Consider the following 23951-nt stretch of genomic DNA (forward strand, 5'->3'; position numbering starts at 1 on the left):
GCGAAGGGGCGAGGGATGAGCAGGGGTTGGGACGTCGAGGTCCATCAGAACCGCTACCTCGGCGAAGGCGACACCGCGATGCAAGCTGTGGTCACCGTTTCGGCGCGCGACGACGGCGCTGCCGCGTCCCGGCCGCCGGGCGCGGAAGTGCTCCTGGTCGACTGCTCGACGTCGATGCGCTACCCGCCGACGAAAATCGCCGCCGCGCGCCGGGCAGCAGCCGCGGCGATCTGGGCCCTTCCCGACGGCGTCGGCTTCGCGGTCGTGCGCGGCACCGAACGCGCCGACCTGGCCTATCCACCCGAACCCGGCCTAGCGGTCGCGTCAGACGAAACCCGAGCAGCAGCGGTCGCCGCGGTGGAGCGATTCGTCGCAGTCGGCGGCACGGCCATGGGCACCTGGCTGGAATGCGCGCGAAAGCTGTTCGCGCAGGTACCCGACGCAGTACGGCACGCGATCCTGCTGACCGACGGAAACAACCAATCGCAATCGGCGGAATCGCTGCGCCGTGAACTGGACGCCTGCGAAGGCCAGTTCGTCTGCGACGCAAGGGGAATCGGCGACGGCTGGCAGCGAGCCGAACTGGTCGAGATCGGCCGGGTCCTGCGCGGCTCCGTCGATTCGGTGGTACGCGACGAAGACCTGGTCGACGACTTCCGCGCGCTGATGGCCGCGGCGCTCGCCAAGGTGATCCCGTCCGCGCGGCTGCGGATCGGCGTCACCGAACAAACCACGCTGCGCTTCGTGAAGCAGGTCTGGCCAAGCGAATACGACCTGACCTCGCGCTGCGTCCCCGACGGCGACGGAAACGCGGTCCTCTCCCTCGGTTCGTGGAGCGCAGGCGAAACCAGGGAATTCCAGCTCGCAGTGGAAGTCTCAGCGGACGCCCAGCCGGAGTACGGCTCCGACCGGATGCTCGCGTGGGTCGAGGTCGACGGTGCGCCGGATTCGACGGCCCCGCTGCTGGCGCACTGGACCCACGACCCGGTCGCGCCGACGCTGGTCGACCCGAAGGTGCGCCGCTACACCATGCACGCGGAACTCAGCGAGGCCTTGGTGAACGCTGACGAGGCCTATGCCGCGGGCGACCACGCCCGGGCAGCGCGCGAGTGGGGCCAGGCCGTCGAAATCGCCACGCGGACCAACAACAATGAAGTATTGCGCCGCCTCGCCCGGGTAGTCGACACGACCGGCGAGGCGGTGCAGCTTCGCCCCGAAGTCACCCGCAGCGAACTGCTCAACCTGCTGGTCTCCACCGTCTCGAACGTCGGCGACGAGCCGCGCGACGCCCGTCCCGCGCCTCTTCCGGACGCGAAACCAGCGATCTGCCGCCACTGCGAGACCCCCAACGCGTCTGACGCCCGGTTCTGCGAGGAATGCGGAGAGCCGCTGCACGGAGGTGCCGCGTGACACTCCGAACGCGGCAAGCACTAGTCAGAATCCGGGCCGTGCTGCTGGCCGGAACCGTGCTCGCACTGGTCGCTTCGTACCTCGCGGTCAGCGGCGTCGTCCGGACCGCTGACCAGATCTCGTCCGCGACCAGCCGAGCAATCCTCGAAGTCGCGGCCGCGCGAGACGCCCTCGTATCCGCCGACGCCGCAGCGATCGCCAGCTTCGCCTCCGGAGAAGCAAAACTGGCCGGTCCAGGACAGGAGTACGAAAACCGGATGGCCTCGGCGAGCCAAAGTCTCGCCCGAGTCGCGGAGTTCAACCAAGCAGGCGACCCCGGCGCCGGAACCCTGCAAACCGTCGAAGGCCTGGTGGCGTCGTACTCCGGCGCGATGAGCCAGGCCGACGCCCACTTCCGCCAACCAGGCGCGGAACTGGTCGGACTGGCCGACCTCTGGTACGCCTCCCGCCTGTTGCACGCCCCTGACAACGTCCTGGAGCTATTGGGAAAACTGCAAAAAGACGAGCGCGCTGCCCTGGACAACCAAATCTCCGGCACCAGAATGAGCGCGGGCCTGCTCGTCCTCTGGCTGCTGCCGCCGATCGTGCTGCTTGCCCTGCTGGTCGCGACCCAAGTCTTCCTGCGCCAGCGCTTCCGCCGCCGCCTGAACCCGCCTCTGCTAGGCGCGACCGTACTAGGACTGGGCGTCGTCGCAGGCTTACTAGCCGCCTTCGCCCTAGCCGGACGCCTCGACACAGTGCGCGGCAATGTAGACCAAGCCGTTGCCGTCCGAGAAAAAAGCATCGAATCCGCCGACGCAGCAGGCCACGCCCGCCTGGCCACCCTCCTGCAACAACGCTGCGGCCCGCCCGGCTGCGGATCCACAGTGGACGATTTCCGCAGGCAAACCCAAACCACCTCGACCGCGGCCCCCGCCCAGAACGCCATCACCTCAGCCGCCCGAGCCGTAACGACGGCCGGAGCCGCCGCCACCGAATCCGGCGGCCTGCCCGTACTGGTCCCGGTTGCCCTGATCCTCACCGGCGCACTGGTGGTGGCCGGGCTGTACCGGCGGATCGACGAATACCGGTACCGCCCATGACCCGGTGGAAGAAGTTGCTCCTGCTAGCCGCCGCCGCGCTGGTGGCAACCTCGTCAGCGTGCGGGGTCGCCGCAAGCAGCAACACCCTCCAGGTAATCGGCGTATGGACCGAAGGCGAGGAAGCAGCCTTCAACCAGGTCAAACAACGTTTCGAGGAAAAGACCGGCATAGAAGTCCGCTACCAAGGCACCCGCGCCGTCGAACAGGTCCTGGCCGCCGACGTCCAGCAAGGCTCCGCCCCGGACATCGCGGTCCTGTCCAGCCCAGGCCTGCTGGCCGACTACGCCCGCCGTCAGGAAATCAAGCCTCTCGACTTCCTCGAAGCGAAGGCCGAATCCTTCTACGGCAGGCAATGGGTCGACCTGCAACGCCTTGGCACCGGAAAACTCTACTCAGTAGCGGTAAAAGCCGACCTGAAAAGTGCGATCTGGTACCGCCCCGCAAGCCTCCCGGCCCCGAAACCCGCGACCTGGCAACAACTAGCCGCCCTGGCCGGCCCCTGGTGCCTGGGCCTGGCCGCCCCGCCCACGTCAGGCTGGCCCGGCACCGACTGGATCGAAGACATCCTGCTGCACTCCGCGGGCCCCGAGGTCTATCGGCAATGGGCCGCGGGCACCCTCCCGTGGACGTCGCCCCCGGTACGCCAGGCATTCCAAGACTGGGGCGCCCTGGTCGTCCACCCGGGCGGCATCCAAGGCGGTGCCCCGGCAGCACTGCTCACCGATTTCCGAGACGCAGCCCGCTCCCTCTTCACCGACCCGCCCGGCTGCCGCATGGAACACCAAGGCTCCTTCGCGATGGGCAGCTACCAAAACATGCACCTGCACAACGAAACCGGCCCGCGCCCCCAACCGGGAACCGACTACGACTTCTTCCCGTTCCCAGGCTCCGGCGCGTCGGAAGTATCGGCGGACTTGGCCGCGATGTTCAACGACACCCCGCAAGCCCGCCAATTCCTGGACTTCCTGGTCTCGCCGGAAGCCCAGCAAATCTGGGCAGGCAACCCGAACGCGACGGCCTTCTCCGCGGGAACCGCGGTACCGAAGGACGTCTACCGCGACCCGGTAAGACGAAAGGTCGCCGACACCATCACCTCAGGAAAACCAGTCTGCTTCGACGCCTCCGACCTCATGCCGAAGACCATGACCGGCGCCTTCTACCGCGCGATCCTGGAATACACCGCAGACCCGGCACAACTCGAAACCCTGCTGACCAGACTGGACGACACCCGCAAGAGCATCCCCAGAGCAGACTGGCTCAACGTCCCCTGCGGCCAGTAACCCTGCCCCAAGTCCGTGAGGGGAACCCTGAGGAACTCTGATTCCCTGAGGGTTCCCCTCACGTCCCTAAAACCGCACCCACGCACTCAACCAGCGTTGCACCCACACCACCCCCGCACCCCGATACGAAGCCAAAATGCGGCCTCAGACCGTCATCACAATCAGGCTTCGGGGTGCCCCACGCAACCAGGGACGGCAATGTCGCCGCCAGGCGACGAGCCGAACACACAGCAGCGCAAGGATTCACCCGCTCGCCTGCCCGGTCAGCGGTACCCCCGTAACCACAACCCCACTTAGCGTCACCCACGCAGTAATTGACCGACCCGGAAGGACCGAGCAATGATCAAACGCCTGTTCCAGACCGTCCTGCGGCACGGATGCTGCTCCGCCTGCACCGGCAAGGGCTGCGGCTGCTGCGCCAACTGCCACTGACCCCTGAGGGGCCCGGCACGAACGCCGGGCCCCACCACGTCACCTCTTCAACCCGCGAATCAACAACATCACCGACCCGAGCACGTCAGCCCGAGACCGGCCAGGATGAAACACCTGCCAGTCCAACGCCACCACGAGCATCGTCCCAAAAACCCCAGCAGCGGCAGTCGCGATATCCAACCCCTCAGGCAACCGCCCAGCCGCACCCAACCGCTCCAACTGCGCCTTGACGACCGCAATCAACTCTTCCCGCAACAAAGCCAACGTGTCATGCCACCGCCCAGGCGTATGCCACAGTTCGCTGACCACGATCTGAGAAAACCCCGGATACTCTGCGATGAACTCCAGCGTCGTATCCACCTGCGCCTCGATCACCGCCAACGGGTCAGCATCCGTCCCCGCGGCCCGCAGCCGCCCGGCGAGCAGGTCAACGCCGAACCGAAGCAGAGCGTCGACCAGCCCGTCCTTGGACCCGAAGTTGTAGTAAACGGTCCCTTTCGCGACCCCAGCCTCCGCCGCGATGTCGTCCACCGTCAGCCCGACGAGGCCACGGCTAGCCGAAAGCCGCAACGTGGCCTCGAAGAGCTTCCGCTTGGTCGCTTCTCTCACAGGCTCAGCTCGGGCTTGAGCGCCGAGACCGACCACACCCGGTGTTTGCGCGCGGCGAGAGCAGACAGCAGGATCCCGCCGACGAGGTACGCCACCAGCACCCCGATGTCACCGAGGATCTGCATCGACGCGCCGGTATAGAGCAGATGCCGGAACCCGTCGATCGCATAACCCATCGGCAGCACTATGTGCAGCGGATACAGCGCGTCCGGAATCGTCTGCCAGGGGAACGTGCCGCCCGCGCTCACCAATTGCAGCACCAGCAGCACCAGCCCGAGGAACTTGCCCACGGCACCGAAGAGCGCGTTGAGCGCGTGCACGATCGACGTGAAGGCCAGCGACACCAGACAGGCGAATCCGATCGCGCCCAACGGATGCGCCACGTGAATGCCGACCAGCCAGGTCACCGCGGCGAACAGCACGATCACCTGCCCCAGGCCCAGCACGGCCGAGGACAGCCAGCCGCCGAGCGCGACCCGCAGCGGCGACGCGCCGGCGGTGAGCGCGCGCGTCGATAGCGGGCGGATCAGCAGGAACAGCACGAACGCGCCGATCCAGGTGGCCAGCGAGATGAAGAACGGCGCGAGCCCGGCGCCGTAAGTCCCCGCCGACGCCACGCCGTTCGACGTGACCGCGACCGGGTCGGCGATCGTGTTCGCGGTGGCGGTGCGGGTCGGATCGTCCGGGTTCGGGATCTGCGACAGCCCGGCGGCGAGCCCGTCGCGCAGCTTCGCCGAACCGTCGGCGAGCTGATCGGTGCCGGTGACCGCGGTCTTCTCGCCGTCGTTGAGCTTCGCCGAACCGTCGCGCAGCTGGTTCGCGCCGTCGGACGCCTGCGCGATCCCGTTGGCCAGCTGCGGCGAGGCCGACGCGAGCTGATGTGCCCCGTCGGACACCTGCCGGGCGCCGCTGGAGAGCTTCTGCAGGTCTCCGTTGGCGGACTGGATCTTCCCGTTCGCCTGGTTCGCGTCCGTGCGCAGCTTGTCGTAGTCGGCCAGGATCGAGTCCTTGAGGTTCTCCGGCATCCCGGATTCCTGCAGCTTCGCGGCCAGCTGGCTGCGATAGCCGTCGATCCGGCCCATCACGTCGGAGGAAGCCGACGCGGCCAGCGAGCCCGCGCTCGCCACTTTCTGGTTGCCGTCGGCCACCTGGCCCGCCCCGTCGGCGAGCTTCTGGGTCTGGCTCGGCAGCGACGCGGTGCTCGATTTGAGCGTGCCCAATCCGGTGGCGAGACTGCTCGACCCGGTCGCGAGCTGGCTCGCCCCGTCGGCCAGTTGATGTTGCCCCGTCTGGAGTTTCGCCGCGCCGTCGGCGAGCTGCTTCGCCCCGTCGGTGGCTTCGGAGATCTTGCCGTAGATGGTGGAGAAGCCGACGAGGAACTTGTCCGCGGCCTCGCTGCCCACCTTCTCCGCGATCGTCTTGCGGACCTGGTCGGCGACTTGTTTCGCGATGGTGCCGGACAGATAGTTGTTGGCGTCGTTGGTGGTCAGCGTGATGGTCGCCTGCTGCGGCTCGAAATTGCCGGACGACAGCAGCGCCTTCGAGAAGTCGTGCGGAATGCCGATGGCGAACGAGTACTTGTCGTCCCGCACGCCGTCCCGAGCGTCCTTTTCGGACACTTGATGCCACTGGAAGGTGCCGGACTTCACCAGTTCGTCGGTGACCTCGCGGCCGACGTTGCGCTCGGCTCCGTTGGGGTCCTTCGCACCCGCGTCTTCGGTGAAGACGGCGGCGGGCAGCTTGTCGAGGCGGCCGTACGGGTCGTAGTTCGCGTAGAGGTAGAACGACGCGTACAGCAACGGCACCATGACGAGCGCGAACATGGCGAGCTTCGGCAGCGTCCCGGTGGACAGCCTGCGCAGTTCGTTGCGCGCGATCCGGAACGCGTTCAGTCCGCCGGCCCGCTTGTGGGGGGTGGTCATGCCCGGTCTCCCTCGGAGTTCTCGGTTTCGGCGGTCAGTTCGGCGGTTTCCGGGAGCTGCTTGGTCTGCTCGGCCTCCGCTTCAGCGGGTTCTGGCGGGGCGTACAGCCGGATCGGATCCGGTTGCTCGGCCTCGCCGACCTTCGCGGGCGGATAGGGGAGCGCCGATTCCGGCGTCGTCGCGGCCAGCACGGCCACCGCGAACCCGCGGGCGGCGTGCTCCTTCGCGACGGCGGTCCAGGAGGCGACGTCGCTGGTGTGCCGGTCCGGCGTGTCGAGGACGAGCACGCGCACACCGTCGCGTTCGGCGGCCAGCGCGGTGAGCAGCCGGGTGCGCAGCGCGGGTTCGAGGCTCTCGAACCGGCTGTCGGCGTACGGCCCCGCGTCGTGTTGCGAGAGCCAAGCCGTGACCGCATCCTTGCCGGACGGGCGGTGCGCGAGCGCCAGCTCTTCGCCGGCGACGACGCGCAGCGACAAGGCCTCGTCCGGCTCGCTGACCCCCGGCGAGTCCACCACGGCCACGAGCCGCCGCAGGTCGCCCTCGGGATCGGCGGTGACGGTGCCGGTGGTCGGCTTCAGCCGCCCGGCCAGCGCGAGCGCCAGCGCGGTGATGCCGACGCCCGGCTCGCCGTGCACCACGGTGAGGCGGCCCTCCTCGACGGTGAGCGAGGTAGGCGGCAACAAGGGGCCGTGGGGACCCTTCAGGGACACCCGGTCGGCACGGACCTGCACAGGACACACTCCACGGATTTTGAACTGACCAGTCAGTTCAAAAGTTAGTCCTGACCTGGCGGCGTCGGCAAGGCGGCTCGCCGGACGTCACACCAAAGAGCGGAAAGCTCAGCGCAGGGCCCACGCAGGGTGTGCTTCCCAGGACGTCCACAGCGGCCGGTAGCCCTGCCGGTGCCAGAACACCGACGACAGGGGATTGGTCGGGTTGTAATAGAGATAGGTGCCGGTCGCGCCCTGGTTCAGCAGCTCGCGGTGCGCGCGGGCCATCAGTGCGCGGCCGATCCCGCTGCCGCGGTTGGCCGGGGCAGTGACGACGTTGTTCACGTACCCCCAGCGCCCGGACGGCAGCAGTTCGGCGGCCTCGCTGCCAGGCGTGGATTCGACCCAGTCGCATTGCGCGAGCGCGGCCGCTTCGCCGTCGACCTCGGCGAGCCAGGTCGCCTTCTCGCCAAGCGCGCGGCGCAATGCCGGGCCGAGCAGTTCCGCGGTCTGCTCGCGTTTCCGGTGCGCGACAAGGCCGGTGTAGTCGAACGTCGCCGTGCACAACGCCAGCGCCGCCGGGTAGTCGTCCGGCCCGGCGAGGCGGATCGACGCGTCCGTCTCGACGTCCTCTGGCACGACAGCGCGGCGAACGGCCAGCGCGGACAACGGAACCAGGCCGTGGTCGAGGAAAGCCCGGATGGCTTCGGCGTCGCGGCTCGGCCAGTTGACGACGCACGCCGAATCAGCGCCCGGCGCTTCAGTGTCCACTTGGGACCGAAGCGCGCCGAGCAGTGCGTCGAATCCTTCGGTGCCCGCCGTTTCCGGATCCGGGAACAGCTGCCACACCTCGGCCGCCGACCACAGCAGGGGAGCGTCGCCCGGGCCGTGCCGGTAGCGCTGGAGCATCGCGGAAACCTGCGTGCCCGACGCGGTCACCGCGCGCAGCCGGTCGCCGCTCGCGAGCGGAACGGGCGGCGGCAGGAGCGGGTCGAGTTCGGCGAATCGGCCTGCGGAGCTCACCAGCGCAGCGTAGCCGGTCAGTCGCGGCGCGTGCGGAAGATCGCGGTGCCGGGGAACAGTCTGCCGCGCAGCGGGCTCCACTGGCCCCAGGTGCGCGTGTGGCCCGCCGGCCACTCCGGCTCGACGAGGTCTTCCAGCGCGAAGCCCGCGGCGGCGAGCGCGCGCACGTAGTCGCCGAGCGTGCGGTGGTATTCGACGTACGTGGCCGTGCCGTCGTCGTCCACCTCGACGTACGGCGTGCGGTCGAAGTACGGCTGGGTCGCGGTGAGCCCCTGCGGCCCGGGATCGTCCGGGAAGATCCACCGCATCGGGTGCGTCACCGAGAAAACCCACGGTGCCCCGGGACGCAGCACGCGACGCACTTCGCCGAACACCGTCTCCAGCGACGGCACGAAGGGGAGTGCGCCGAACGCGGAGCACGCGATGTCGAAACTAGCGTCGGCGAACGGGAGCCGCTCGGCGTTCGCCTGCACGAGGGGGACCGCGGCGCCGGTGCGGGCGTTCCCCTCGCGGGCGTGCCGGAGCATGCCGCCGGACAGATCGGTGGCGACGGGTTCGGCTCCGGCGGCGGCGAGCCAGCGCGAGCACGCGGCCTGTCCGCAGCCGACCTCGAGCACGCGCCGTCCGCGCACGTCGCCGAGCAGTCGCGCGTCCTCCTCGCGGATTCCCTCCGGGCACCAGACGAAATCGGCGTCGCCGAGGAATCCGCCGTGGGTAGCCTGGTAGTCGTCGGCATCCGCGTCCCACCAGGCCAGGTTCGCCGCTTCGGCCTCGTTCCCGCCGACTTCGCGGTGGGCGACGCCGACGGTGCCGAGCCGTTCTTCAGCGCTCGCGTGGCTGGCCGCCGGGGCCGCGGCGGGCTCGGGCATGCCGGTCTCCTCTCCCGGTGGCGCCGGCTGGGCACGGGAATGCCCGGACCGGCGGAAACGTTCGACAGAAGGTACCGGGAGCCCAGGGCGACCCTGATTGTGTCCCCCGCGGGGGCCCGCGTACGATACGTGTTAGCGCAGTGGGGTTCGCGCTGCCCGGGTGACTACCCACCGGGGCCGCGCATCGTCAGCGGGTCATGCCGCGGTCGTTCACTGGTGGAACGTTTGGTCGCCGGACGTTTGAGCAGGGTCGCCGCATGCCATGGCTGCGGGACTCGCCGCGTGCACGGCCGGTAGCCAACTTCACATCCACCTACGACACCCATCCACCGGAGCAACCCGCCTAATGACCACCGACACCGCCACCGCCCCGACCGCCCCGACCGGGGCCCCGCAGGTCGCCATCAACGACATCGGGTCGGAGGAAGACTTCCTCGCGGCTATCGACAAGACGATCAAGTACTTCAACGATGGGGACATCGTCGAAGGCACCATCGTCAAGGTCGACCGCGACGAGGTCCTGCTCGACATCGGGTACAAGACCGAGGGCGTCATCCCCTCGCGCGAGCTGTCCATCAAGCACGATGTCGACCCGGCCGAGGTTGTCGCCGTCGGCGATGAGGTCGAAGCCCTCGTTCTCCAGAAGGAGGACAAGGAAGGCCGTCTGATCCTGTCCAAGAAGCGCGCGCAGTACGAGCGCGCCTGGGGCACGATCGAGGAGCTCAAGGAGAAGGACGAGCCCGTCAAGGGCACCGTCATCGAGGTCGTCAAGGGCGGCCTCATCCTGGACATCGGCCTGCGCGGCTTCCTGCCCGCGTCGCTGGTCGAGATGCGCCGGGTGCGCGACCTGCAGCCGTACGTCGGCCGCGAGCTCGAGGCGAAGATCATCGAGCTGGACAAGAACCGCAACAACGTGGTCCTGTCCCGCCGTGCCTACCTCGAGCAGACCCAGTCCGAGGTGCGCAGCGAGTTCCTCAACGCGCTCGCCAAGGGCCAGGTCCGCAAGGGCGTCGTGTCCTCCATCGTCAACTTCGGCGCCTTCGTGGACCTGGGCGGCGTCGACGGCCTGGTGCACGTCTCCGAGCTGTCCTGGAAGCACATCGACCACCCGTCCGAGGTCGTCGAGGTCGGCCAGGAGGTCACGGTCGAGGTCCTGGACGTCGACATGGACCGCGAGCGCGTCTCGCTGTCGCTGAAGGCGACCCAGGAAGACCCGTGGCGCCAGTTCGCCCGCACCCACGCGATCGGCCAGATCGTGCCGGGCAAGGTCACCAAGCTCGTCCCGTTCGGCGCGTTCGTCCGCGTCGAGGAGGGCATCGAGGGCCTGGTGCACATCTCCGAGCTGGCCGAGCGCCACGTGGAGATCCCGGAGCAGGTCGTGCAGGTCAACGGCGACGTCATGGTCAAGGTCATCGACATCGACCTCGAGCGCCGTCGCATCTCGCTGTCGCTGAAGCAGGCGAACGAGGGCGTCACGCCGGAGACCGAGTTCGACCCCACCCAGTACGGCATGGCCGCCGAGTACGACACCGAGGGGAACTACATCTACCCCGAGGGCTTCGACCCGGACACGCAGGAGTGGCAGGAAGGCTTCGACAAGCAGCGCGAGGAGTGGGAGCGGCAGTACGCCGAGGCCCACACGCGCTACGAGGCCCACATGGCCCAGGTCAAGAAGGCCGCCGAGGCCGACGCCGAAGCCGCTGCCGACGCTGCCACCGGCATCGAGGGCGGCGACCAGAGCTACACCTCGTCCGCCCCGGTCGAGGCGAAGAGCGGCGGCACGCTCGCCAGCGACGAGCAGCTCGCGGCCCTGCGCGAGAAGCTGTCGGGCGGCGCGTGAGCGTCTGACTCGCTGAGTCTCTGAACAGGTTCGGCCCCGGTCCCGTGCGGACCGGGGCCGAACTGTTTTCCGGGTGGTTCGCGCGGTCAGAGCAGGCAGCCGCATTCCTGCGGGATGAGGGCCGGCGGGCAGGCCAGTTTTCGCGAGGAGTTCGGCGAAACTGGTGTGCGGCGCTCCCGGTCGCGATGCCGGGTGCGGGTCAGTTGCGCAGGCCAAGCCCGTCGATGGTCGCGCGCACGCCGCGGCGGTACATCGTTTCCTGCGCGGTCTCGGCCGGGTCGAGGAACCAGTCGTCGAGCGGGCTTTGCGAGCGGATCGTCAGCTCGACGCTCACCAGCCCGTGCATCGCCGTCCACAGCAGGTAGCCGCATTCCTGCGGGACGACATCCGGCGGGCAGACCAGTTCGATTTTCGCGACGAACTCGGCGAAACTCGTGCGCAGCACTCCGGATCGCAACGCGGGATCCGGGTCGTAGTCGTGCACCGAACGCTCGAACATCAAGCCGTAGCGAGCCGGGCTTTCCAGGGCGAAGCGGCGGTAGGCGAGTGCGACCTCCACCAGGTCGGCGATCCCGTCGCCGTCGGACCGCGGAACGTCGCGCAGTTCTTCGCCCAGCAGGTCGAAAGCCCGTTCGTACAAGGCGTCCAGCAGACCGGTGCGGCCGCCGAAGCGCGTGTACACGGTGATCGTGGACGCCCCGGCCTGTTCCGCCACCGCGCGCACGGTCAATCCGGCGACGCCTCGCTCGGTCAGGACGGTCAGCGCCGCGTCGAGGAACCGGCCGCGGTTGTGCTGCTCCGCCGGTCGTGTCGAGAGATGCCGGGTGGCCATCTCCCACCCCCTTTTGCCCGTGCTCCGCGGGAAGCGCGTCCGCGTCTCGCAAGCAGAAGATACGATATTCACGGCTTCTTGGGAACGTCGTTCCCGGACCGTCCACAAGCGACCGCCCGCGCCGGGCGGGCAGTGCCGAGCAGAAGGAATCCGCCCTCATGACCCAGCCGGAACCCGGCACTGTCGTCGTCACCGATGCCGGGAGCGGCCGCTACACCCAGCGCGTCACGACCGCGGGCCACGAATTCCTCGCCGACGAACCGGCGAGCGTGGGCGGCGCGGACGCCGGGCCCACGCCGTACGACCTCCTGCTGTCCGCGCTCGGCACCTGCACCTCGATGACGCTGCGGATGTACGCCGACCGCAAGGGAATCCCGCTGACCCGTACCACCGTCCGGCTCCGGCACGACCGCATCCACGCCCGCGACTGCGAACGCTGCGAGACCGAGGTCGGGTTGATCAGCCGGATCACGCGGGAGATCTCGCTGGAAGGCGACCTCGACGACGCCCAGCGCGCGCGGCTGCTGGAGATCGCGGACAAATGCCCGGTGCACAGGACGCTGAGCCACGAGATCGCGATCGAAACCCACGCGATCTGATCGCGGCGGTCCGTACGGGGAACCTTCAGGGACCCTGAGTCCCGATGCCGGGAACTTAAGACGTCGCTTGAGGCGGGTCTGTGCGGGCCGTAGCGGCTGCGGGCGTGCGAGTTTCTTGCCGAGGGGCCGGTGCTGGCGGCGGAGGCTGGGTTGTCGTACGTGAGGGGAACCCTGAGGGAATCAGATTCCCTCAGGGTTCCCCTCACGTACCGGAAGACACGGTCACGCGGGCATCAACCGGGCGTTTCGCCGGTGCCAGTGTCCTTTGTGGACGGACAACTGGCTGAGGCGAAGCAGCTTAAGTTCTCGACATGGGGACTCAGAGTCCGTGAGGGTGGCCCTCACGGACCCTGCCGCAGCGTCGGAGGCGGGAAGGTCAGGCGCGTTCCAGCGAAACCGAAGGCACCCAGGCACGTTCGAGGGCGGCTTCGCGGGCACGACGGCGGAGGCCGGCCAGGCTGTGCTTCGCGGGCACGAGCAGCGCGCTGAACCACGTGCGCCGGTACTCCGCGAGCGCGTCCGAGACCTGGCGATAGCCGACGCAGTGCACCAGGCCCGGGGTGCCGAGCCGGTGCTTCCCGACGTGCTTCTCCGCCATTGTTCCTCCGTGTGGGCGACCCTTCCGCCGCGCACGGTACGCACTCGACCCGCGAAAACAGCGCAAGCGCGCGGCGTGTCACCCACATCAGTTCGGCTACGCCCGAAAATGTGCTTGCGTTTACGCGGAGGGTGTGCCGGTACCCGTGCGGGTGCACGTGCAGGGCGTTCGGCGTCGCCTGAGCGGGTGACGGCGGCTCTCGTTAAGGTGTGGCCATGCTGCGAGTGGGCCTGACGGGCGGGATCGGTGCGGGGAAGTCGACGGTGGCGAACCGGCTGGCCGAACACGGGGCGGTCGTCATCGATTCGGACCGCATCGCGCGCGAGGTCGTGGAGCCCGGCACTCCCGGGCTGGCCGCGCTGACGGAGGCGTTCGGCGAGGAAATTCTTGCCGAGGACGGCTCGCTGGACCGTCCCGCGCTCGCCGCGCGCGCGTTCGCGGACGACGAATCTCGGAAGCGGCTGAACTCGATCGTGCATCCGCTGGTCGGGCAGCGCACCGGCGAGCTGATGGCCGAGGCCGCGGATGACGCGGTGGTCGTGCACGACGTCCCGCTGCTCGTGGAAAACGATCTCGCGCCCGCGTATCACCTGGTGCTGGTGGTCGACGCGCCGGTGGAGGTGCGGGTGCGCCGGCTGGTCGAGGTGCGCGGCATGCCCGAGGCCGACGCCCGGGCGCGGATCCGGGCGCAGGCCGCGGAGGAACAGCGCCGCGCGGTCGCGGACGTCTGGCTCGACAACGGCGGGACGCAGGACATCGTGCTCGCCGAGGTGGACGCGTTGTGGGCGGACCGGCTGGTGCCGTTCGAGGCGAATCTTCGGCTGCGGAAACCGCGTCCGCCCGCCTCGCCGGTGATCTCGCCGTACGACTCGAGCTGGCCGCTGCAGGCCGAACGCCGGCTGGCGCGGCTGCGGCAGATCGCGGGTTCGCGGCTGGTGCGCGCAGACCACATCGGGTCCACCGCTGTGCCGGGCTTGCCCGCCAAGGACGTCCTCGACCTTCAGCTCACAGTGTCCTCTTTGGACGATGCGGATGCGCTAGCCGAAGCGCTCGCCGACGCCGGTTTCCCGCGCCGCGAAGGCGAATGGTGGGACGATCCGCAGGACGGCGACGGGAAGTGGCTCAAACGGTTCCACCAGAGCGCCGACCCGAAGCGGCCGGTGAACCTGCACGTCCGGTCCACCGAAACCCCGGCGTGGCGGCTCGCGCTGCTGTTCCGCGACTGGATCCGCGCGCACCCGGACGAGCGCGACAACTACACCGAGGTGAAGGAAGCACTGGCGCGCAAGCATTCCGCGGACGGCACGGTCGAGCAGTACGCGGAGGAGAAACAGGGCTGGGTCAACGCGGCGTTCGTGCGCGCGGAGAAGTGGGCCGCGCAGAGCGGCTGGAAGCCCTGACACGGAAAACCAGGTGCGGTCCCGCCTCGCGCGGGGTTACCGTTCGGGCCATGAAGCGCGCCCAGTCCACGGCGACGCCGGATCCCGTCCCGGCGCGCTGAACACTGCCATTCGAGCCCGGGGCGAGCGCCCCGGGCTCTTCGCTGTGCGCTCGCCTCGCCTTCCGTGAGGAGACCGCCATGCCTGACCACCGCAAACTCGGCCGGGAACTCGGCCTGTTCGGCAGCGACCCGCTGATCGGGGCGGGACTGCCGTACCTGCTGCCCGACGGCGCCGCCGTGCGGCACGTGCTGGAGGAGTACGTCCGCGAGGTCGAACGCCGAGCCGGCTACCAGCACGTGTCGTCGCCGGTGCTGGGGAAACGCGAGCTGTACGAGCTTTCCGGCCACTGGGCGCACTACCGCGACGACATGTTCCCGCCGATGGACCTCGGCGGCGAACAGGTCGTGCTGCGGCCGAGCCTGTGCCCGCACCACGCGCTGATCTACCGTTCCCGCGCCCGCAGCCACCGCGACCTGCCGGTGCGGCTGGCCGAACTCGGCGGGATGTACCGCGCCGAACTGTCCGGCGTCCTCGGCGGGCTCAGCCGGGTGCGGGCGATCCAGCTCAACGACGCGCACATTTTCTGCCTGCCCGAGCAGGTCGGCGCGGAGGTGCGGAGCGCGCTCGCGCTGATCCGCCGCGTGTATGACGACCTCGGCCTGAAAGCCGCACGCTACCGCCTTTCCTTGCCGGACAACCGCGGCAAGTACGCCGGTGCCGCCGAAGCGTGGGAGCGCGCGGCGGAGGTGCTCGTCGGCGCGCTCGACGGCATCGAGTACGAACGCGGACCGGGCGAAGCGGCGTTCTACGGCCCGAAGATCGACGTCCAGATCGCCGACAGTTCCGGCCGCGAGTCGACCCTGTCCACCGTGCAGGTCGACCTGCACCAGCCGGAGCAGTTCGGGCTCGAGTACGTCGGCCCGGACGGCCGCGCGCACCGGCCGGTCCTGGTGCACCGCGCGGTGCTCGGCAGCCTGGAACGCGTGCTGGCAAAGCTGATCGAGGAACACGGCGGCGCTTTCCCTCCGTGGCTGGCTCCGGTGCAGGTGGCTGTGCTTCCTGTTGGCGACGCGGAACTCCCGGCGGCGTCAGCGGTCGCGGAGCAGGCGATGGATGCCGGACTGCGCGCTGAGGTGGTTCCGGCGGACCGGGGGAGTCTGGGTGCCCGCATCCGCGACCGTCGGTTGGTGCCGTATCAGGCGGTGATCGGTGCACGCGAGGCTGCGGCGGAGCTGGTCGCACCTCGGCTTCGGGACGGTCGCAGGCTGGATCCGTTGCCGGGGAAGGAGTTCGTGGCCGCGGTCACTGCCCAAGCCGCCTCCCGCTCCAGAGCGCTGTGGGGCTGAAAGCGACCCAATGCCACATTGAGGTTTTTTCATCTTGGTTTGTGCTGGTCAGGGTGTTGGGTGGGGTGTTTTTTGGTGATATTGAACGAGGACGAGCAGTGCGCGGAGCAGTCTGGTGGCGTGGCGGGGGTTGAGGCGTAGTTTGTCGAGGATTCGCCAGGTTTTGAGAGCGGCGAAGGCTCGTTCGACGGCGCAGCGCAGTCCGTTGAAGACGGAGTTGGAGATTTTTTCGGCGTCGGTGAGGGGTCGGTTGGTCTCGGCTTTGACGGGCGTGATCACGATCGGGTCCGGGTTTTCCGCGGCGATGACGCGGCGGGCGCGGAGGTCTTTGTGCAGTCCGTGGTAGCCCTTGTCGCCGCCGAGGGCGAGGCCCGCGGCGGCGAGGCGGTCGAGGAGGCGGTGGCGGCGGGCGGCGGTGATGTCGGCGGTGCTGCCGGGCAGCGCGCAGGAGAGCCAGAGCAGCCGGCCGCGGGTGTCGGTGAGGGCCTGGAAGTTGAGGCCGTGGCGTTTGTGTTTGCCGCTGTAGTGGCGGCGGTTGGCTTTCCCGGTGCGCCGGCGGGTGCGGACCAGGGTGCCGTCGACCAGGACCAGGGTGGCGCCGGCGGCGCGCAGCCGGTCCAGGACCCGGCCGAGCCGGGGCGCGCGGGCGGCCAGCAGCGAGACGAGTTCCAGCACCCACCGGCGCAGTGTCGAGGCGGAGATCCCGTTGCCGCCGGCCAGGTCCTGCAGGCGCTGGTCGTGGCGCAGCACCGCCAGCGCCAGCAGCGCCTGCCTGCCCGGCGACGCTTTGCGCCACCGGGACCCGACTCTCCTGCGGTGCTTGCGGATGAGGTCGCCGGCCATCGCGACGGTCTGTTTCGACACCGGAAGAACGCTCTGATAAACAAGGGACTCGAAGCCCTCGGTCGTTTGCTGACTCACATCCGCGAACCCTGCCGGGGGCTTCGCCTATCCCCGGGCCCGCCGCGCCCGGCATTCAGGTGCCACCCGCACAGACACGGCACAACATCCCCGCAGCACCAACCACACCCCACCCCCGCAACCCACCCCCACCAGCAACAACAGGATGAAAAACCCTCATTGGGGTCTTCTCAGTAGCGCGGTGTGCGGCGGTTCGTTCCGGCGGAAGTGCGTGAGGGGAACCCTGAGGGAATCAGATTCCCTCAGGGTTCCCCTCACGGACCTCGGCATCGCGCGCCAGGCCTATCGACGGAGTCACGACCCGAGCAAACCGCGCTCAAAAGCCACCGCCACCGCGGCCGCGCGGTCCTTCACGCCGAGCTTCGCGTACGCGTGCAGCAAATGCGTCTTCACTGTCGCCTCGCTGATGAAGAGCTTCTTCGCCGCTTCCTTGTTCGTCGACCCCCGCGCGACGAGATTCAGCACCTCGATTTCGCGCTGCGACAACGGTTCCTGGGCCGGTGCGCGCATCTGGCCCATGATCCGGCTCGCGACCGCGGGGGAGAGGACCGCCTCGCCGCGGGCGGCGGCGCGGACGGCGCGGAACAGTTCCTCGCGCGGCGAATCCTTCAGCAGGTAACCGGTCGCGCCCGCCTCGATCGCGGGCAGCACGTCGGAATCCGTGTCGTACGTGGTCAGCACGAGCACGCGCGCGGGATTGCCGAGGCGGGCGAGTTCGGTGATCGCGGCGACGCCGTCGGTGCCGGGCATCCGCAGGTCCATCAGTACGACGTCCGGCTTCAACGCCTCGGCGAGCGTGACCGCCTCGGCCCCGTGCGCGGCCTCGCCCAACACCTCGAAGCCGCGTTCGCCGGTGAAGATGCCGCGCAGCCCGTCGCGGACGATCGGGTGGTCGTCGGCGATGAGCAGGGTGATGGTCATGAGGCCCCCTCGGTCGGGTCCAGTGTCGCAGCCGGGACGGCGGGCAGGCGCACCGAGATCGCGGTGCCGCCGCCCGGTTCGGACTCGACGTGCAGGGTTCCGGCGAGCCGTTCCGCGCGCCGTCGCATGCCGGGCAGGCCGTGGCCGCCTTCGGGAGACGGCGGGGTGGGCGGCTGCGCCGGGTCGAAGCCGACGCCGTCGTCGCGCGCGTCCAGCGTCACCTCGTCGCCCATGTACGACAGGGTGATCCCGGCTCGGCCCGCCTGCGCGTGTCTGGCCACATTGGACAGTGCTTCCTGGGTGATCCGCAGCAGGGTCGCCTCCAGCTCCGGATGCAGCGGAACGGCGGTCCCGGTGGTCGAGAACTCGGCGGGCACGCCGGTGCGTTCGCTCCACAGCCGCGCGACTTCGGCGAGCGCCTCGGGCAGCGTCGCGGTTTCGAGCGGCTCCGGGTGCAGCGCGGCGACCGAACGCCGGGCGGCGGTGAGATTTTCCCGCGCGAGCTGGGTCGCGGAGGCGAGGTGACGTTCCCATTCCGCCGGGTCGGCGCGGGCCTGCGCGGCGGCTTCGAGCTGGGTGATGATCCCGGTGAACCCCTGCGCGAGCGTGTCGTGGATTTCCTGGCTCAGCCGCTGCCGCTCGTCGAGCACGCCTGCCTCGCGCGCCTGCATGAGCAACTGCCGCTGCAGCCCGCGGTTCTCCGCCTCGGCCGCCGTCAGCTGGTCGAGCATCCGCTTGCGTTCTTGATTTTGCCTGCCCACCGCGGCGAAAAGCGCGCCGCCGCCGCCGATCGCCGCGGTCTGCACGATCACGATCGTGCCCCAGATGCCCGGCGACACCGAAAGCGCGTGGATCGGCCCGCCGAGCGTCATGGTGTTGATCAGCAGCGACGTGATGCCGACGCCGAGCACCGCGACCGGCATCGGCTTCATCCGCATCGCCGCGAAGAACCCGTAGACCATGAAGATGATGAAGTACGTGTCGCGCGACTGGAGGACCGAGCCGAACGCGACGACCCCGGCGAACGCCGCGACGGCGGCGATCGGGTGCTCGCGCAGCTTCGGGCTGAGCGCGAAAGTGGTGAGCGCCAGCCACACCGCGGCCCCGGCGGCGATCAGCACGGTGGCGATCCGGTGTGCGTTCGGCTGGTCGGTCAGCGCGCTCAACAGTGTCGGGACGACCAGGAGAATCCACGCGAGCGCCGTCTCCACCTGGGCGAACCATCGATGCCACCGCACGGGCTTGTCGCTGGCCTGAGACACGGCGGGCGGCATCAGCGAACCGCGCCAGTCGAGTTCGACGTCCCGGACGTCCTCGAACCTCACGCCTTCAGATCCTTGAGCTGCGGCCAGATCTCGGCCCAGCCGCCGATCCGGCCGTCGAGCTGCCAGATCGGCATGTGCCGGCTGGCATTCGGGACGCCGAGCCGGTTGTCGACCTCGCCGACGATGCGCGCGGACCGGAAGTGCGCCGCCAGCTTCGCCGGTTCGCGGCCGACGAACAGCACGGTGTCCGCCTTGTCGTCCGGCCGCCCGAAGTACCAGAATCCGCGGCTGGCGCTGCACGCCTCGGGCAGGCCCTGATCAGGCCCGTACCGGCCGAGCGCGCCCGCCTGCCAGTAGCCGCCGGTGACGAGCGCGGTGCGGGTTCGCTGCTCGGGTGGCAGCGCGCGGTACTGCTTGGCGACGGACGCGGCCAGATCCGGCCAGCCGTACTCCTCCATCGCGTACGCCGGGCGCGGCGCGGTCGGATGCTCGACCAGCCACTGCTCCGGCCACACCGGGAGCGCGTAGGGAAGGCTGTACAGCGCGGACAGGACGAACACCGGCCACGTCGGCACCCAGCGCCACCACAGCGCGGGCCGCGGCCGGTCCTGCAGATGTACTGCGGCAGCCGCCCACAACAAGCCGAAAGTGCCTGCGGCGTAATAGAACCGGCCGTTGCCGATCAGGAAGAGCGCGAAGACGCCGAGCGCGGTCCAACCGAGGAATCGGTACGCGCGCAGCCGAGAACTGCCGACCAGCACCGTCAGTCCGTACAGCACGCCTAGCGCGCCGATGACCCAACCGGCCCCGGCGAGCAGCGCTGGCACGAACATCGCCCGGCCGCCCGCCTCCTCGACTTCGCGCGACACCGCGTCGCCCATGCCGAGCTGCGGCCAGCCGTTCGAGGCCTGCCAGAGCAACGTCGGCAAACACGCGACTGCGGCGATCGCCGCGCCCAGCCACAGTTTCGGGCGGCGCAACAGGTCTCGCGGTCCGAAAATGAGCGCGGTGATTGCCGTGACCGCCCAGAACCCGCCGATCAGGAACTTCACGTTCAGCCCGACCGCCGTCGCGACGCCGAGCCACAGCAGCAGATTGTCGTCGCGGGTGCGGATCCAGCGCACCAGCAGCCACAGCACGATCGTCCACAGCAGCGGGTCCACAGTGGACGTCGCGAGGTAGTGGCCGCTGCCGACGAACTGCCCGCAGATCGCGTACGCCGCGGCGGCGCGGGTCTGCGCCTTGCGTTCGCCGCCCATCTCGCGGGCGATGAGCGCGGTGAACACCACGCCCGCGGCGGTCGCCAGTATCGCCGGGATCCGGAACACGACGAGCGAGCCCGGCGCGATCGAGTTCGCCAGCCAGGCGAGGAACGGCAGCACCGGCGGCTGGTCCGCGTACCCCCACGCGAGGTGTTTGCCCGCGGCGAGGAAGTACAGCTCGTCGCCGAAGTAGCCGTAGCGGCCGGCGGTGGCGAGGAGTACGGCGGCGGTCCCCGCGGCGAGCAGGAAGACCGGCCGCCGAGCGAACTCGGCGAGCGCGCGGTTCGGCGTGCTCGGTGCGGTGGCCGTGGTCACGGCATCCATCCTGCTCCCTGTCGGCGGATCGGGGGCTGGCCTCGCCCGCACCCTACGGGCGAGGCCTGACGCCGCCGTACTGCGGGTGGCGCCGGTCAAGCGCCGGTGTTCGCCAGGTGGGGCCAGATTTCCGGCCACGGCTGCCGCCTCGCGGTCGCGAGCCACATCGGCGTGCCGTCGAGCACACTCGGCTTCGCGTTCCCGGTCGTCACGGTTCCGACCGGCTCGAGGTGGGCGAAGTGCCCGAGCAGCGGTCGAGGATCGAATCCGACGAACAAGACGTCGCGCGCCGAATCGGGCGGCGTGACCAGGGTGGCGTACCCGCGATTCGGGCTGGTCGGCTCGGGCAGGCCCAGATCCGGGCCATAACGGTCGAGCGCGCTCGCGGTCCAATACGTCTCGCCGACGATCGCCGTGTGTGCCGGGTCGGGCACCCGATGGAACGCGCGGGCGACTGATTGCGCGGCTTCTGGCCAGCCGACCTCGCCGAAGGAGAAGGCTGGCGTCGGCAGCGACGGGTTCTTCTCGACCCAGGAATGCGGCCAGACCGGCAGCGCGGCAGGCAGCATCAGCAGTGCGGAGAGCACGAAGACCGGCCACGTCGGGATCCAGCGCCACCATCGCGACGCTTGTCCGCGCTCCAGTTCCACCGCCGCGACCGCCCAGCACGGCGCGAACATGCCCGCGATGTAATACGACCGGCCGTTCACCGCGATGAACACCACCGCGAGCGCGAGCGTGGTCCAGGCGAGGAAGCGGTAGGAACGCAACCGCGGCGAACGCAGCAGCCGCCACAGGCCGTAGCCGAGCAGCACGGCCCCGACCGGGACGCCCGCGAGCAGCAGCACCTGCGGGAGCCAGGACAGCCGCCCGCCCCAGGATTCGCCGACCTCGTTCGAGATCGCCGCGCCCATGCTGAGCTGCGGCCAGCCGTGCTGCGCCTGCCAGACCAGCGTGGGGACCAGCGCCAGTGCGGCGATCGCGGCGCCCGCCCACAGCATCGGACGGCGCAGCAGTTCGCGCGGACCGCAGATCAGCAGCGCGATCCCGGCGACGATCCAGAATCCGCCGATCAGGAACTTCACGTACAACGCGAGCGCGGTGACGACTCCGGCCCACAGCAGCAGGCCGTCGCGCCGGGTCCGGATCCAGCGGACGACCAGCCAGAGCAGGACGGTCCAGAGGAACGGATCCAGCGTCGAGGTCGCCAGGTAGTGGCCGCCGGCCACGAAATTCGTGCAGGCGGCGAAGGTCGCGGCAGTGATGACCTGCGCGCGGGTGCGGCCGCCGAGTTCGCGGGCGATGAGCGCGGCGAACACGACCCCGGCGAGCATCGCCAGCATCGCCGGGAGCCGCAGGACGAACAGCGAGTCCGGCGCGATCGCGTCCATCGCGCGGGCGAGCAGCGGCAGCAGCGGCGGCTGGTCCACGTAACCCCAGGCCAGATGCCGTCCGGCGGCGAGAAAGTACAGCTCGTCGCCGAAGTAGCCGTAGTTGTTCGCGGTGAGCACCAGCGGCACCGCCATCAGGGCGGCGATGCCGAACACGGGCATCCGGGCGAACGGCGCGACCGAGCGGTTGGCCGTGGTTTCTTCCTGTGTCGCAGTCATCGCGCTCACTCCCAGCGGAAGAATCGGGCGGCGAGCGTCGAACACACGACGGCGACCACCGCGAGCGCGACCATCGGCAGCCAGTGCGGTGCGTGTCCGGCGGCAGTCTCGCGCAGGCTGCCGAGTGTCGCGCCGAGCGGCAGGATGTCGGCGATGTGCTGCAGCACCGGCGGCAGCTGTTCCTTCGGCACCCAGACCCCGCCGAGCGCTAGCATCGGGAAGAACACGGCCGCGCCGATCCCGTTCGCCGCGCGGGCGCTCGGTACGAACGCGGCGAGCAGGGTGCCGACTGAAAACAGCGACACCGCGCCCAGGAGCGCGACCGCGAGGAACCCGCCCGGGTTCCTCGGCAGCGCCATGCCGAGCGCGAGCGTGCCCACCCCCACGACGAGCACGATCGCGACGACCGCGATGGCGAGGTTCACCAGCAGTTGCGCGGCCAGCAGCCGCGACGGCGGCATCGGGCTCGCCGCCAGCCGCTTCAGCACCCCTTTCTCCCGGTGCGCGGCCATCGCGCCGGGCAGCATGTACACCGCGAGGATCCCGAGCAGGAGCGCCACCGCCATCGGCGCGATCAGCGTGGCCAGCGCCGACTGGCCGCCGTGCTCGGCGCTGGGTTCGCGCGACCCCGGCATCAGCCCGAACACCAGCACCAGCGCCAGCGGGATCCCGAGCACCACGGCGGGAGCACCGGGGTCGCGGAGGAAGATCTTCGCCTCGGCGACGGTCAGTTTCGACAACACTTCCGGTTCCCCCTCAGTCCAGTTTCCGGCCGGTCAGCGCGACGAAGGCGTCGTCGAGGCTGGCCTGCTCCACCCGCAGATCGCCCGCCACCACGTCGGCGCGGGCGAGGAACGACGTCACCGCCTGCAGCGCGCCGGCACCGCCGGTCACCACCAGATGCGCGCCGTTCCGCTCGACCTTCAGCACGTCCGGCAGCCCGGCCAGCTCCCGCGGCTCGACCGGCGCGGAGGGGCGGAACCGGATGCGCTGCTCCCCGCCGACCCGGCCGACCAGCCCCGCCGGGGTGTCGGTCGCGACGACGCGCCCGGCGTCGATCACCGCGATCCGGTCGCACAGCCGTTCCGCTTCCTCCATGAAGTGCGTGACCAGCACGACCGTCACGCCCTGGGCGCGGACTGCTTCGACGAGATCCCACGTGTCGCGGCGGGCCTGCGGGTCGAGACCGGTAGTCAGTTCGTCGAGCACCACCACCTCGGGACTGCCGACGAGCGCGAGCGCGATCGACACGCGCTGCTGCTGTCCGCCGGAAAGCTTGCGGTAGAACGTGTTCCGCTGCTCAGTGAGCCCGAGCAGGTCCATCAGCCGCTCCGGATCCGCCGGAGTGCGGTACATCGCGGCGAACAGGTCGAGGACCTCGGCGACGCGCAACCGGTCGGGCAGCCGGCTTTCCTGCAGCTGGACGCCGAGGCGCTGGCGCAGCTCGCGGACGTCGCGCCGCGGGTCGAGCCCGAGAACCGAAACGGTGCCGCCGTCGGGGGAGCGCAGACCCTCGACGCATTCGACCGTGGTCGTCTTGCCCGCCCCGTTGGGGCCAAGGATCCCGAAGATCTCGCCCCGCTCCACGGTGAACGAAACGTCTTCCACCGCCGTTTTCTCGCGGTAGCGTTTCCGGAGGTTTCGCACCTCGATGACCGGCATT

The 23951-nt window shown here is 69.7% G+C and carries 21 protein-coding genes; 7 read left to right on the forward strand and 14 right to left on the reverse strand.

From position 1 onward, the window contains the following. The first annotated feature begins 15 nt into the window (after positions 1-15). From AB5I40_RS44765 to AB5I40_RS44775, 3 genes are read left to right on the forward strand one after another with little or no spacing between them, the layout of a single operon-like run. Positions 16-1410: a VWA domain-containing protein gene (locus AB5I40_RS44765; protein ID WP_370936250.1), complete on the forward strand. Its 1395-nt coding sequence runs from the start codon at positions 16-18 to the stop codon at positions 1408-1410. Next, complete coding sequence (locus tag AB5I40_RS44770) at positions 1407-2492, forward strand: hypothetical protein (protein ID WP_370936251.1); 1086 nt, start codon at positions 1407-1409, stop codon at positions 2490-2492. The genes AB5I40_RS44765 and AB5I40_RS44770 overlap by 4 nt, the downstream gene beginning before the upstream one ends. Next, a complete protein-coding gene (locus AB5I40_RS44775) occupies positions 2489-3772 on the forward strand; it encodes an ABC transporter substrate-binding protein (protein WP_370936252.1) in 1284 nt (427 codons plus the stop codon). The genes AB5I40_RS44770 and AB5I40_RS44775 overlap by 4 nt, the downstream gene beginning before the upstream one ends. A 471-nt stretch (positions 3773-4243) precedes the next feature. On the opposite strand, the gene AB5I40_RS44780 is transcribed toward AB5I40_RS44775, so the two are convergent. The 5 genes from AB5I40_RS44780 to AB5I40_RS44800 form a co-directional block, all read right to left on the reverse strand. Then, on the reverse strand, positions 4244-4813 hold the full coding sequence (locus AB5I40_RS44780; protein ID WP_370936253.1) for a TetR/AcrR family transcriptional regulator: 570 nt from the start codon (positions 4811-4813) through the stop codon (positions 4244-4246). After that, positions 4810-6705: a YhgE/Pip family protein gene (locus AB5I40_RS44785; protein WP_370940729.1), complete on the reverse strand. Its 1896-nt coding sequence runs from the start codon at positions 6703-6705 to the stop codon at positions 4810-4812. The genes AB5I40_RS44780 and AB5I40_RS44785 overlap by 4 nt, the downstream gene beginning before the upstream one ends. A gap of 26 nt (positions 6706-6731) precedes the next feature. Then, positions 6732-7466 carry an ATP-binding cassette domain-containing protein gene (locus AB5I40_RS44790; RefSeq protein ID WP_370940730.1) on the reverse strand — a complete coding sequence of 245 codons (735 nt, stop codon included), beginning with the start codon at positions 7464-7466 and terminating at the stop codon, positions 6732-6734. Positions 7467-7574: 108 nt separating this feature from the next. Next, on the reverse strand, positions 7575-8471 hold the full coding sequence (locus tag AB5I40_RS44795; RefSeq protein ID WP_370940731.1) for a GNAT family N-acetyltransferase: 897 nt from the start codon (positions 8469-8471) through the stop codon (positions 7575-7577). Positions 8472-8485: 14 nt separating this feature from the next. Further along, positions 8486-9337 (reverse strand): class I SAM-dependent methyltransferase, encoded by an 852-nt coding sequence (locus AB5I40_RS44800; RefSeq protein ID WP_370936254.1) that lies wholly within the window; start codon positions 9335-9337, stop codon positions 8486-8488. A 346-nt stretch (positions 9338-9683) separates the two neighbouring features. Between AB5I40_RS44800 and rpsA the strand changes: the two genes are divergently transcribed. Further along, positions 9684-11177: a 30S ribosomal protein S1 gene (gene rpsA, locus AB5I40_RS44805; protein ID WP_344286459.1), complete on the forward strand. Its 1494-nt coding sequence runs from the start codon at positions 9684-9686 to the stop codon at positions 11175-11177. A gap of 199 nt (positions 11178-11376) precedes the next feature. Here rpsA and AB5I40_RS44810 read toward each other — a convergent pair whose 3' ends face one another. Continuing rightward, complete coding sequence (locus AB5I40_RS44810) at positions 11377-12009, reverse strand: TetR/AcrR family transcriptional regulator (RefSeq protein WP_370936255.1); 633 nt, start codon at positions 12007-12009, stop codon at positions 11377-11379. 158 nt (positions 12010-12167) lie between these two features. Between AB5I40_RS44810 and AB5I40_RS44815 the strand changes: the two genes are divergently transcribed. After that, positions 12168-12608: an OsmC family protein gene (locus AB5I40_RS44815; protein WP_344286461.1), complete on the forward strand. Its 441-nt coding sequence runs from the start codon at positions 12168-12170 to the stop codon at positions 12606-12608. Positions 12609-12984: 376 nt separating this feature from the next. On the opposite strand, the gene AB5I40_RS44820 is transcribed toward AB5I40_RS44815, so the two are convergent. Continuing rightward, positions 12985-13206: a hypothetical protein gene (locus tag AB5I40_RS44820; protein WP_370936256.1), complete on the reverse strand. Its 222-nt coding sequence runs from the start codon at positions 13204-13206 to the stop codon at positions 12985-12987. 215 nt (positions 13207-13421) lie between these two features. Between AB5I40_RS44820 and coaE the strand changes: the two genes are divergently transcribed. Then, positions 13422-14606 (forward strand): dephospho-CoA kinase, encoded by a 1185-nt coding sequence (gene coaE, locus AB5I40_RS44825; protein ID WP_370936257.1) that lies wholly within the window; start codon positions 13422-13424, stop codon positions 14604-14606. Positions 14607-14749: 143 nt separating this feature from the next. Next, entirely contained in the window at positions 14750-15994 is a 1245-nt protein-coding gene (gene thrS, locus AB5I40_RS44830; RefSeq protein WP_370940732.1) for a threonine--tRNA ligase, read from the forward strand. 48 nt (positions 15995-16042) lie between these two features. Here the strand turns inward: thrS and AB5I40_RS44835 are convergent, their stop codons facing one another. From AB5I40_RS44835 to AB5I40_RS44865, 7 genes are all read right to left on the reverse strand, one after another. Further along, positions 16043-16858 carry a transposase family protein gene (locus AB5I40_RS44835; protein ID WP_370933256.1) on the reverse strand — a complete coding sequence of 272 codons (816 nt, stop codon included), beginning with the start codon at positions 16856-16858 and terminating at the stop codon, positions 16043-16045. Between the two features lie 351 nt (positions 16859-17209). Continuing rightward, positions 17210-17836, reverse strand: coding sequence for a response regulator transcription factor (locus AB5I40_RS44840; protein ID WP_009079732.1), 627 nt, complete (start codon positions 17834-17836; stop codon positions 17210-17212). After that, positions 17833-19161: a sensor histidine kinase gene (locus AB5I40_RS44845; protein ID WP_370936258.1), complete on the reverse strand. Its 1329-nt coding sequence runs from the start codon at positions 19159-19161 to the stop codon at positions 17833-17835. The genes AB5I40_RS44840 and AB5I40_RS44845 overlap by 4 nt, the downstream gene beginning before the upstream one ends. After that, positions 19158-20678: an ArnT family glycosyltransferase gene (locus AB5I40_RS44850; RefSeq protein ID WP_370936259.1), complete on the reverse strand. Its 1521-nt coding sequence runs from the start codon at positions 20676-20678 to the stop codon at positions 19158-19160. Before AB5I40_RS44850 ends, AB5I40_RS44845 begins: the two co-directional genes overlap by 4 nt. 95 nt (positions 20679-20773) lie before the next feature. Beyond that, a complete protein-coding gene (locus AB5I40_RS44855) occupies positions 20774-22288 on the reverse strand; it encodes an ArnT family glycosyltransferase (protein WP_370936260.1) in 1515 nt (504 codons plus the stop codon). A 5-nt stretch (positions 22289-22293) separates the two neighbouring features. Beyond that, positions 22294-23031, reverse strand: a complete 738-nt coding sequence (locus tag AB5I40_RS44860) for an ABC transporter permease (protein WP_370936261.1) — start codon at positions 23029-23031, stop codon at positions 22294-22296. 13 nt (positions 23032-23044) lie between these two features. After that, positions 23045-23950 carry an ABC transporter ATP-binding protein gene (locus AB5I40_RS44865; protein ID WP_370936262.1) on the reverse strand — a complete coding sequence of 302 codons (906 nt, stop codon included), beginning with the start codon at positions 23948-23950 and terminating at the stop codon, positions 23045-23047. Between the last annotated feature and the right edge of the window lies 1 nt (position 23951).

The sequence above is a fragment of the Amycolatopsis sp. cg13 genome (assembly GCF_041346965.1).
In the GTDB taxonomy this organism is placed as follows: Bacteria; Actinomycetota; Actinomycetes; order Mycobacteriales; family Pseudonocardiaceae; genus Amycolatopsis.

Bases quoted from the DNA above. Each gene is read 5' to 3' on its own strand.
- AB5I40_RS44765 (WP_370936250.1), top strand. From the start codon at position 16: ATGAGCAGGGGTTGGGACGTCGAGGTCCATCAGAACCGCTACCTCGGC.
- AB5I40_RS44775 (WP_370936252.1), top strand. From the start codon at position 2,489: ATGACCCGGTGGAAGAAGTTGCTCCTGCTAGCCGCCGCCGCGCTGGTG.
- AB5I40_RS44800 (WP_370936254.1), bottom strand. From the start codon at position 9,337: ATGCCCGAGCCCGCCGCGGCCCCGGCGGCCAGCCACGCGAGCGCTGAA.
- rpsA (WP_344286459.1), top strand. From the start codon at position 9,684: ATGACCACCGACACCGCCACCGCCCCGACCGCCCCGACCGGGGCCCCG.
- AB5I40_RS44810 (WP_370936255.1), bottom strand. From the start codon at position 12,009: ATGGCCACCCGGCATCTCTCGACACGACCGGCGGAGCAGCACAACCGC.
- AB5I40_RS44815 (WP_344286461.1), top strand. From the start codon at position 12,168: ATGACCCAGCCGGAACCCGGCACTGTCGTCGTCACCGATGCCGGGAGC.
- AB5I40_RS44820 (WP_370936256.1), bottom strand. From the start codon at position 13,206: ATGGCGGAGAAGCACGTCGGGAAGCACCGGCTCGGCACCCCGGGCCTG.
- coaE (WP_370936257.1), top strand. From the start codon at position 13,422: ATGCTGCGAGTGGGCCTGACGGGCGGGATCGGTGCGGGGAAGTCGACG.
- AB5I40_RS44840 (WP_009079732.1), bottom strand. From the start codon at position 17,836: ATGACCATCACCCTGCTCATCGCCGACGACCACCCGATCGTCCGCGAC.
- AB5I40_RS44855 (WP_370936260.1), bottom strand. From the start codon at position 22,288: ATGACTGCGACACAGGAAGAAACCACGGCCAACCGCTCGGTCGCGCCG.
- AB5I40_RS44865 (WP_370936262.1), bottom strand. From the start codon at position 23,950: ATGCCGGTCATCGAGGTGCGAAACCTCCGGAAACGCTACCGCGAGAAA.